This is a genomic window from Streptomyces sp. IBSBF 2435, from assembly GCF_036815005.1.
In the GTDB taxonomy this organism is placed as follows: domain Bacteria; phylum Actinomycetota; class Actinomycetes; order Streptomycetales; family Streptomycetaceae; genus Actinacidiphila.
The window spans coordinates 1-10024 of sequence record NZ_JAJSYW010000224.1; the positions used below are offsets into that span (position 1 = coordinate 1).

Annotated in this window: 6 protein-coding genes; all 6 read right to left on the reverse strand. The window is 73.0% G+C overall.

The window, feature by feature from the left end; all coding sequences use genetic code 11:
• The coding region (locus V7E46_RS29740; RefSeq protein ID WP_333771323.1) for a bifunctional glycosyltransferase/CDP-glycerol:glycerophosphate glycerophosphotransferase at positions 1-2239 on the reverse strand (2239 nt) is incomplete at its 3' end.
• 117 nt (positions 2240-2356) lie between these two features.
• Positions 2357-3322 (reverse strand): class I SAM-dependent methyltransferase, encoded by a 966-nt coding sequence (locus V7E46_RS29745; RefSeq protein ID WP_333771324.1) that lies wholly within the window; start codon positions 3320-3322, stop codon positions 2357-2359.
• A gap of 152 nt (positions 3323-3474) precedes the next feature.
• The gene (locus V7E46_RS29750; protein ID WP_333771325.1) at positions 3475-4413 is read right to left on the reverse strand and encodes a carbohydrate ABC transporter permease; all 939 of its coding nucleotides are present in this window, start codon (positions 4411-4413) and stop codon (positions 3475-3477) included.
• A complete protein-coding gene (locus tag V7E46_RS29755) occupies positions 4410-5690 on the reverse strand; it encodes a carbohydrate ABC transporter permease (protein ID WP_333771326.1) in 1281 nt (426 codons plus the stop codon). Before V7E46_RS29755 ends, V7E46_RS29750 begins: the two co-directional genes overlap by 4 nt.
• Before the next feature lie 119 nt (positions 5691-5809).
• Positions 5810-7231 (reverse strand): ABC transporter substrate-binding protein, encoded by a 1422-nt coding sequence (locus V7E46_RS29760; RefSeq protein ID WP_333771327.1) that lies wholly within the window; start codon positions 7229-7231, stop codon positions 5810-5812.
• A 464-nt stretch (positions 7232-7695) separates the two neighbouring features.
• The coding region (locus V7E46_RS29765; protein WP_333771328.1) for an FtsK/SpoIIIE domain-containing protein at positions 7696-10024 on the reverse strand (2329 nt) is incomplete at its 5' end.

The following is a 10024-nucleotide window of genomic DNA, read 5'->3' on the forward strand; positions in this document are numbered from 1 at the left end:
CGTGCGCAGCAGCAGCGTGACGCCCGGGCCCAGTTCCTCGGCGAGCCGCGGCAGGGCGGCGTTCGGGGAGGGGGACGACCGGCGGCAGGCCGCCCTCCTCGCGGAGGAAGACCCGGCGGACCACCCGTTCCGCCGCGTGCCCGTCGTCGTAGGGGCAGAAGCGGGCCCGGAAGGCCGCGCGCAACTGCGCCGAGCGCGTGCCCGACCAGGAACCGGTCGCGAGGATGTCGGTCAGCTCCTCCTGGCTGGCCGCGACGAGTCCGGGCGGCTCGGCGGTGACGTCGAAGTACGCGCCGCGCGTCGTGCGGTAGGTCTCCCAGTCCGCGGTGTGCAGCACGATCGGCCGGTCCAGGCCCGCGTAGTCGAACATCAGCGACGAGTAGTCGGTGATGAGCCCGTCGGAGGCCAGGCACAGCTCCTCCGCCGAGGGGTGCCCCGAGACGTCGATGATCCGCGGGTGGGCGGCGGCGGCCGGGTCCCCGGGCGGGTAGGAGTAGTGCGTGCGCAGCAGCAGCGTGACGCCCGGGCCCAGTTCCTCGGCGAGCCGCGGCAGGTCGAGCGCCGGCCGGTACCCGCGCTGGTGGTCGCGGTGGGTGGGGGCGTACAGCAGCGCCGTCGAGGTGCGGGGGATGCCGAGGCCGTCGCGCAGCGCGAGCACGTCGTCCGGGGTGGCCCGGTGGAAGACGTCGGTGCGCGGCTGGCCGTATTCGAGGCAGGTGAAGGCGGCGGGGTAGGCGCGTTCCCAGACCAGGCTGGAGTGCCGGCTGGCCGAGACGCTGTAGTCCCAGCGGTCGACGTGGCGCAGCAGCCGTTCGAAGTCCACGCCGTTCGCGGCGGCCGGGTGCTGGATCAGGTCGACGCCCATGTGCTTGAGCGGGGTGCCGTGGTGGGTCTGCACATTGATCTGGCCGGGCCGTTTGGCGTAGCGGTGGTGGAAGTTGACGTTGCTGACCAGGTAGGACGCGCGGGCCATGGCCTTCCAGTAGCCGGCCGAGCCGGGTTCGAGCCTGAGCACCCCGGGCGGCAGGGTGTGCGCGTGCTCCGCGGTGGTCACCCAGGCGGTCCGCATGTGCGGGGCGAGGTCGCGCACCGCGGCCTCGACGGCGGCCGGGTTGCAGGCGTAGCCGCGGTCCCAGTAGGCGGAGAAGACCGCGAGGTCGGGGTCGAGCGGCCGGCGCCGCTGCGTCAGGTAGTACGCGTGCAGCGCCGCCGTCCGCAGTCGTCCGCCCGCGGCCCTGACCCGGCGGACCAGCCGCAGCCGCAGCCGGTGGGCGCCGCCGAGGGCCTGGAAGGTGCGCCGGGCGCCGAGCGCGATCAGCAGATAGCGCACGCCGCTGCGCCGGTTCAGCGCGAAACGGAAGCCGGCCGGCCGCAGTCTGCGGTACTGCGCGCGGCAGCGCCGGAAGTATTCCGGGCGGGACGACCTGGGCAGCCGGTCGGGCAGGTTGAAGACCGTGGTCAGGTGGTCGAGCATCCGGCGGAAGAGCACCGCGCGCCAGCGCTCCAGCTCGGGGCGGCTGTCGAGGAAGGCGAACAGCAGGTCGTACTGCTTGAAGATCTCGAAGTGCCGGCGGCTGGTGGTGTGCAGGATGCCCCGCTTGCGGCGCTGCCGGTAGTGCACGCACACCTGGTCGAGCAGCGCGATCGTCTCCGCGGTCATCAGCACCGGGTACGTCCACGGCGTGTCCTCGTAGTAGCCGACCGGGAAGGTCACCCCGATCCGGTTGAGGAAGTCGCGGCGGTAGGCCTTGTTCCAGGCGACCATGATCAGCCGCAGCAGGCCGGGCCGTTCGTCGAGCGAGAAGACCTGCGGGTCGGTCCTGGCCAGCAGCGCGCTGAATCTGTTGCGCTCCGCCTCGCCGTTCCAGTAGGTGCGGTCGTAGTCGAAGATCAGCAGGTCCGGGCGGCCGGTCCGGTCGATCCGGTCGGCGATGGCCCGCAGCGCGCCGGGGGCGTAGGTGTCGTCGCTGTCGAGGAAGAGCACGTAGTCGCCGGTGGCCCGGGCCAGCCCGGCGTTGCGGGCCCGGCCCAGGCCGACGTTCTCGGCCAGGTGCAGGACGCTCACCCGGCGGTCGCGGGCCGCGTAGGCGTCGGCGATCTCCCCGCTGCCGTCCGGCGAGCAGTCGTCCACCACGATCAGCTCGACGTCGTCGAAGGACTGGTCGAGCACGGAGTCCAGGCAGGCGTGCAGATACGCCTGCACGTGGTAAACGGGCACGATGACGCTGAAGCGGGGCACAGCAGCACATCCAGGTTCGACGCGGGGACACAGGACACTACGACCACTACGACCACATACGCGGTGAATGCGGTATGTGACGCTGTATATCCTGCGAACGCGCCGCTGCCCCGCTGGTTACGCCTGATGGCGCAGTGCGCGGCGCAGCCTGACGAAGCCTTTGGACACGAACGGCGGCAGCACGTTGAGCACCAGCCGCCGCAGCGGGGAGCGCCGCCGGGGCGCGGGCGCCGGCGGCTCGGCCGGGGCGGGCGCCGGCTCGGGTACGGGCTCGGGCAGCACCTCGGCCGGCGGCTCCTCGCGGTGGTGCCGGGACGCCGGGTGGGGCGGCGGCACCGCCTTGGCGCCCTTGACCCGGATCAGCGGGGCGCCCGCCACCGCCTCCACGCCGTGCCACAGGTCGTCGCGCCCGGCCAGGAATTCCAGCAGCTGCTCGCGCAACGGCGCCGGATCGCCCCAGGTGCCGTAGAGCTTGGTGCCGGTCACGCATACGGGGCTGAGCCCGCCGGTCGCGACCGCCTCCCACACCGCGGCGGCCACCCCGGGGCAGTGCTCGGAGCGGTAGTCGTCCAGCGCGACGATGCCGTGCGGGTGCAGCAGCGTCCTGGTGTCCTCGATGTCGCCGCGTACGTGCTCGTAGAGGTGCGAACCGTCGATGTGCGCGAAGCGGCAGCTGGCGGCCTGCACCCGGTCCCGTACGAGCGAGGACAGGCCCTGGATCACCTGCGGCAGCCCGTCGTGGAAGGACAGGTAATTGGCCTCGAACGAGCGACGGGTGAGCGTCGGGTAGGAGTACCGCATCTCCGCGGAATTCGCGTCGTCCTGCGCCGGGGAATCGAACAGGTCGCAGACGGTGAAGGTCTCCGCCTCCCGCAGGTAGCTGCCCATGAAGATCGCGCTCTTGCCCATGTAGGCGCCGATCTCCAGCAGGTCGCCCGGCTCGGTCAGCTCCTGCTGGCGGCTCAGGAACCAGTCGAAGAGCACCTGGTCGACGGGGAAGAACCAGCCCTTCACCTCGGCGAGCGAGGCGGGCGCGGGAAGCTGCTCGCCGGCCGGATCGGCGGCGGTGGGGGTGAGTGTCATGGGGATCCGTTCGAACGGTGGGAGCCCCCGGTGCGGACGGCTCCCGGCTGCGGGGGGCGTCAGTGTAAACGTCCCCCGCAGCCGGATTTGTCCGTCGTGCCACCGTGTCGCCCCCCGCCGCGCGGGCGGGGACGGCGGCGCGGGCGGCGCGGCTACTTGACCGCGCCCGCCATCACTCCCGACACGAACTGCCGCTGGAAGGCGAAGAAGACCGCCAGCGGGATCACCATCGACACGAAGGCGCCCGGCGCCAGGATGTCGATGTTGTTGCCGAACTGCCGCACCTGCTGCTGGAGCGCCACCGTGATCGGCTGCGAGTCGCTGTTGGCGAAGATCAGCGCGACCAGCATGTCGTTCCACACCCACAGGAACTGGAAGATGCCCAGCGACGCGATGGCCGGGCCGCCCAGCGGCATCACCACCCGGGTGAACAGCCGCAGTTCGCCCGCGCCGTCCAGCCGGGCCGCCTCCAGCAGCTCCCGGGGGATCTCCGCGAAGAAGTTCCGCAGCAGGAAGATCGCGAACGGCAGCCCGAAGGCGGTGTGGAAGAGCACCACCCCGGAGATGTCACCGAAGATCCCGATGTCGCCGAACAGCTTCGCCACCGGGATCAGCGCCACCTGCACCGGCACCACCAGCATCGCGACCACGCCGATGAACCACCAGTCCCGGCCGGGGAAGTCCATCCACGCGAAGGCGTAACCGGCCAGTGAGCCGATCACCACCACCAGCAGGGTCGTCGGAATGGTGATCATCGCCGTGTTCACCAGTGAGTCGGTGATGGCGTGGTTGTCCAGCAGGGTGCGGTAGTTGGTCACCGTCAGCTGCGACGGCGAGGTGAAGACCTTCCACCAGCCGCTCGCCGATATGTCGGCGGGGGTCCGCAGGCTGGACAGCAGCAGGCCGAACGTCGGCAGCAGCCAGAACAGGCCCACCACCAGCAGGACGATCCGCACCACCCCGCCGCCGGCCACCGCCGCCAGCCGGGCGCCCAGGCTCGCCCTGGGCCGTGCCGCGGCCGGTCTCTCCGGCCGTTCCAGGGGCGCCGCGGTCCCCGCCGGACCCGGCCCCGCGCTCGCGTCCGCGCTCATCGCCGTCCCTCCCTGCGCAGCCGCCGGATGTTGAAGATCATGACCGGCAGCACCAGCAGCAGCAGGATCACACCGATCGCACTGCCGACGCCCTGGTCGTCACCGCCGCCGAACGACGACAGATACAGCTGGAGCGCCAGCACATTGGCGTTCTGCTGGGTGTTGCCCGGCGCGATGATGTACACGAGGTCGAAGATCTTGAGCACATTGATCATCAGCGTGACCGTGACCACCACCAGCACCGGGGCCAGCAGCGGCACGGTGATCCGGCGGAAGACCTGCCACTCGTTGGCGCCGTCCACCCGGGCCTGCTCCATCAGCTCCCTGGGCACCCCGGCCAGACCCGCCGCGATCAGCACCATCGCGAAACCGGCCCACATCCAGATGTAGGACACGATGATCGACGGTGTCACCAGGTCAGGGCCGAGCCAGTTGATGCCGTTGTACTTCCCGGAGAAGTTCGACGCGGGCAGCCGCAGCTGGGCGCCGACCGCACTGGCCGGCAGCTTGTACGTGCCGTCCTTGCCGGACTTCGCCGACGCGACGACCTTGCCGTCCTTGACCGCCTGCACCTTCACCCCGGACAGCGCCTTCTCACCGGGGTCGATCACCCCCGGCTTGCCGGTGCCGCCGGGCCGGAAGTCCAGCCATACGGTGCCGGTCACCGCGCCCGGCTGCGGGGCCGCGGGCCTCGCGTCCCGGGCGCCGGACGGCACCTTGTTCTGCGGGATGCCGATCAGCGGGAGGTCCGCCGGGGCGCCCGCGGTCGCGGCCGACTTCGAGGTGAAGGAACCGCCCGCGGACGGTGCCAGATCGCTGTTGGGCCGCGGCCTGGCGCCCGGGTAGGCGGAGTTGTCAGTGAAGGTGTCGTGCACCGCCACCACCACCGCGTTCGCCACGCCCTGCGAGGGGTCCTGTTCGTAGACCAGCCGGAAGATGATCCCGGCGGCCAGCATCGAGATCGCCATCGGCATGAAGACGACCAGCTTGAACACCGTGCCCCAGCGCACCCTTTCGGTGAGCACCGCGAACACCAGCCCGAGCGCGGTCGCCACGGCCGGCGCGACCAGCACCCAGATCACGTTGTTGCGCACCGCGGTCAGGATGCCGTGGTCGGTGAAGACCGTGCCGAAGTTCTTCAGCCCGACGAAGGCGCTGCCGTCCGCGTCGTACAGGCTCCGCTTGATGGTGTAGATGATCGGATACGCCACCAGCGCGCCCAGCAGCACCAGCGCGGGCAACAGGAACACCGCGGCCACCCACGGCCGGGTGCCCATCACACTGCGACGGGGGCCGGATCCCTTTCCGGGACCCGGCGGGGGCGGTACGGCGGCGGCGGAACCGCCGCCGCCCGCCCCCGCGGTGGCACCAGCCACCTGTGCCGGGGCCACGTGCCTCAGCTCCCGTACGCCTTGGCGGCGTCCGACTCCAGCTTGGCCTGCGCGCCCGCCACGTCGGACGGCTTGGCGAGGAAGTCCTGGAGGTCCTTCCACTCGCCTTCGCCCTTCGTCCCGCCGAAGGCCGCCGGCGCCTGGTCCGACATGTCGAACCGGAAGTCGTCGCCCGCGGCGATCAGGGACTTGGCGATGTTGCGCTGCACATCGTCCGGATACGCCGCCAGGTCCAGCGACTTGTTCGGCGAGAGGTAACCGCCGCCCTGCGCCCAGATCTTGGCCGCGTCTGTCGAGGCGATGAACGTCAGCAGCGCCTGGGCGCCGGGGCTGTCCTTGAGCGCGACACCCACGTCACCGCCGCTGACCACCGGCGCCTTGCCCGTACCGACCGCCGGGAAGGCGAACTCCTTGGCGTCAGTGCCGACCTTCGCCTTGGTGTTCGCCGAGATGAAGGCCGAGACGAAGTCCGCCTCGTAGACCATCGCGGCGGCCGGCGGATTGCCGGTGAAGGTCTGCGTCACCGACTTCGGGAAGTCGGTGGCCAGCGCGCCCTTGGCCCCGCCGGCGACGAGGTCCTTGTTGCCGAACAGCTGGCCCAGCGTGGTCAGTGCCGCCTTCACGGACGGGTCCGTCCACTTGATGGTGTGCGCGGCCAGCTGGTCGTACTTCTCCGGGCCCGCCTGCGACAGGTAGATGTTCTCGAACCAGTCGGTCAGGGTCCAGCCGTCCGCGCCGCCGATCGAGACCGGCGGGGTGCCCGACTCGAAGACCGTCTCGGCCGTCTTCAGGAAGTCGTCCCAGGTCTTGGGCTCGGTCGCGCCCGCGTTGCTGAAGGCCGAGGCGTTGTACCAGATCATCGATTTGTTCGAGACCTTGGCGTAGACGCCGTACTGCTTGCCCTTCCACGCACCGAGCTTCTGCCAGCCCGGGGAGAAGTTCTTGCCCAACTGGGCCTGTGCCTCAGGACCCAGCGGTTTCAGCCAGCCCTTGTCGGCGAACTGGTGCATCACGCCGTTCTGTGCAAGGAAGGCCACGTCCGGCGGAGCGCCGCCCTGGATCTTCGTGCCCAGGAAGGTCGACTGGCTGTCGCCGGTCGGCACGAAAGTGGTCTTCGCACCGGTGCGCTTGTCGAACTCGTTGAGCACCTTCTGGAAGTTCTCCTGCTCCGGCCCGGTCCATACCGCGGCCACTTCCAGCTTCTGGCCGTGCAGGTCGGGCAGTTGCAGGGCGGCGTTGCTGCTGCCGCCGGCCGACGCCGAGGTCGTGGGCGTGTCGCTCTTCTTGTCCCCGTCGTCGCTTCCTCCGCATCCCGCTGCGGTCAGCGCCAGCGCCGACGCGGAGACGACCGCGAGCGCTATGCGCGTAGTACGGCGTGTTTCGCTGCCGCTCGCGGCGATTTGCGTCTTACCCTTTAACCTGTGCATCTGGCATCCCCTCAGTCCCGTTGCGCCCTGTCCTACGCCCGGTGACTTGCCCCCGGCAAGGGCCAGCACCGATCCCCGGCCGCTATGTGACCATGCCGTGATCTTGGCTCAAACCTTCCGCCCCTCCCCCCGGGCATGTCCCTCGCCGGCGAGCCTGTCGCGCGGTTCCCCACGCCCCTGTTGACTCACCCTCCGCGGCGCAGGAGCCGAGCCCCGAAGGGGCCCGCGAGGCTGCGCGCGCAACCACCGCGGTGGTGAAGGTGACAGGCCACCGCAAGCGGCATTCACCTGGGGGCGTGGGGACGGCGCGCTCAGCCCTGACGGCGCGGCAGGCGACGGGTCACCGCAAGTGGCAGGCACCCAGGGGCGCGAGGAACGGCGCGAGAAGGTCCCACCGGGGGAAGGTCCCGGGCACTGGGAGGCGCCCACCCCCCCGGGGGGCCCCGGAAAACCCTCCGCGGGGATCAGCGAGCCGCCCGCTCCGCCTCAGCCGCCCGCTGCAACGCGCTGGCCAGCAACGCGAGATCCGTCGGCCCATTGCCCAGCTCCCGGACCTGGCGGCGGGCCGGCGGATCCCCCATCCGCTCCCACTCCAGCCCCACCACCGTCGGCCGCAGGGTGGCCGTACGCGGGATGCGCCCGCTGACCCGCCCGCCCTGAAAGGCCGTCACCGCCCCGCCGGGCCGCCGCACATAGCCGCGCCCCGGCACCGCCTCGTCCAGCCCGGCCGGATCCTCGACATGCACCAGCAGCGCGGCGGACTCCGTATCGGCCATCCGCAGCGCGACCCGCAGCGGCGCCCGCTCGTCCGCGTCCGTGCCCGCGGTCCGCTCGGGCCGCCCGGTGGCGGCGACGAGGTGGACGCCGAGCCGCTCACCGTCCCTGGCGACCGCCTCGATCGCGCGGACGACGCTGCCGGCCGCCGGCCGCCCAGGGCTGCCGAGCGCGGGCGCCACGAGCGCGTCGAAGTCGTCCACGAGCACGACCAGCCGCGGCAGCGCCGGCGCCTCCGCCGCCGCGGACTCCGCCGGGCGCCCGCCCTGGTGCGGCACGGTCGCGGCGACGAGCCGCTCGGTGTGCCACGCGGCGAAGGCCTGGCCGCCCAGGACAGCCTCACGCCGTTTCAGCTCCGCGCTGAGCGCCTGCGCGAACTCCCGCATCCGTACCGGGTCCGAGGCCACCAGATGCGCGCTGACGTGCGGCAGGTCGGCGCAGCCCGCCAGCCCCTCGCCCCGCTCTCGAAGTCCGGCGCCGTCCAGCAGGATCAGCGCGAGCCGGTCGGGCCGCTCGCCCGAGGCCAGCGCCGCGGCGAAGGACCGCAGCAGCTCCGTCTTGCCCGCGCCCGGCGCGCCGCCGACCATCAGGTGCGGCCCCTCGGCGACGAGGTCGACGGACACCCGGCCGCCCGTGCCGGACCCGGCGCCGAGCACGGCGACCGCCGACGGCACCGCCGCGGGCGCGGCCGCCCAGCGCGCGGCGATCTTCGCGGGGGTGGCCAGCGCGAGGTCCAGCTCGTCGAGCAGCCGTACGGACGTCGGCAGCGCGTGCCGCGACCCGGCGCCCGGCGCGTCCGCGTCGGCCTCCCGCAACGGCGCCAGCGCACGGGCGAAATGCTCGGCCCAGGCGGCGGACACCGCGTCCAGCACGATCTCGTCGTCGCCGCCGTCCTCGGCCGGCGGCTCGCCCGCGGGCTCGACCCGCAGCGTCGTCGCGACGTCGCCCGACAGCCGGGCGACGACCCCGTCGTCCACGGCGGGCCGCTCGCCCGGCTCGGTCAGGCACAGCACGTGGATGCCGACGGCCGGCCCCGCCGCCGCGATCCGCGCGACGGTCTCGCGCAGCGCGGCCGACCCGGGGTCGCCGTCGACCACCAGCAGCGAATACGGCCCGTGGTGACCGGAGTCCGCCGGACCCTCCTCGATCCTGCGGACCAGCTCGCCCGTACGCGCCTGCGCCTGGTCGCGGTCGAAGGCCAGCAGCAGCCGGCAGTCCTGGCCGCGGGCCGGGCGCAGATGCGGCAGCCAGTTCAGCCACGCCCACTCCTCGGCCCGCTGGTCGGCGGGCCTGGCGCGGTCCGCGCTCAGCAGGACGACCTCAAGGGCGCCGGGGGAGTGCAGGGCGCACAGCTGGGCCAGTACGGCCCGGGCGAGGCCGGCCAGCCGGGGCCGCGGCCCGGTCAGGGTCAGCGCCGAGGTGCCGGGCTCGCGCAGGTCCACGGTGAAGGGCACCCGCGCCGGCCGCCGCCCGCCGTGCTCCTGGGGCAGGTCGGTGGTGCCGAGCCGTACGGTCAGCGCGTCCGGGTGGCCGGGCGCGCGCTCCCACAGCCGCCTGCCCGGTCCCAGCGCCATGAGCAGTACGGCCGCTGGGTCGGGCCAGCGCTCCCGCAGGGCCGCCGCCTCAGCCCCGGTGTGCGCGTCCTCGCCGTCGCCGCGCCCGGCGCCGCCGAGCCGCCGCCGCGCCCAGGCTCCTATCGACCCGACGACCCCGTTGCGCCCGCCGGGACCGGCCCCCGGCCGCCGCGCCTGCCCGGTGTCCCGCCGCCCTGCCGCGCCGGGGTCGTCGCCTTGCGGCGCCCCGGGGCCGGGGCTGCCGGGGGCCTCGGGTCCGTCGCCGGGGTGCCCGGGCGGGAGGCCCCCCGCCGGTATCCGCTGCCCGCCAGGCGTGCCGTCCCCGGCGTCGTGCCTCACCGCCGCTCCGGTGTCCTCGGCGGGCGGGCGGACATCCGCGCCGGGCTGCTGCGGCCCTGCCGTCGCCGCCGCCCCTTCCCGCGGCGCCGGCACCGCCGCGGCGATG

Coding starts and splice junctions, on each gene's coding strand:
- V7E46_RS29745 (WP_333771324.1), bottom strand. CDS start 3,322: ATGACACTCACCCCCACCGCCGCCGATCCGGCCGGCGAGCAGCTTCCC.
- V7E46_RS29755 (WP_333771326.1), bottom strand. CDS start 5,690: ATGGGCACCCGGCCGTGGGTGGCCGCGGTGTTCCTGTTGCCCGCGCTG.
- V7E46_RS29760 (WP_333771327.1), bottom strand. CDS start 7,231: ATGCACAGGTTAAAGGGTAAGACGCAAATCGCCGCGAGCGGCAGCGAA.
- V7E46_RS29750 (WP_333771325.1), bottom strand. CDS start 4,413: ATGAGCGCGGACGCGAGCGCGGGGCCGGGTCCGGCGGGGACCGCGGCG.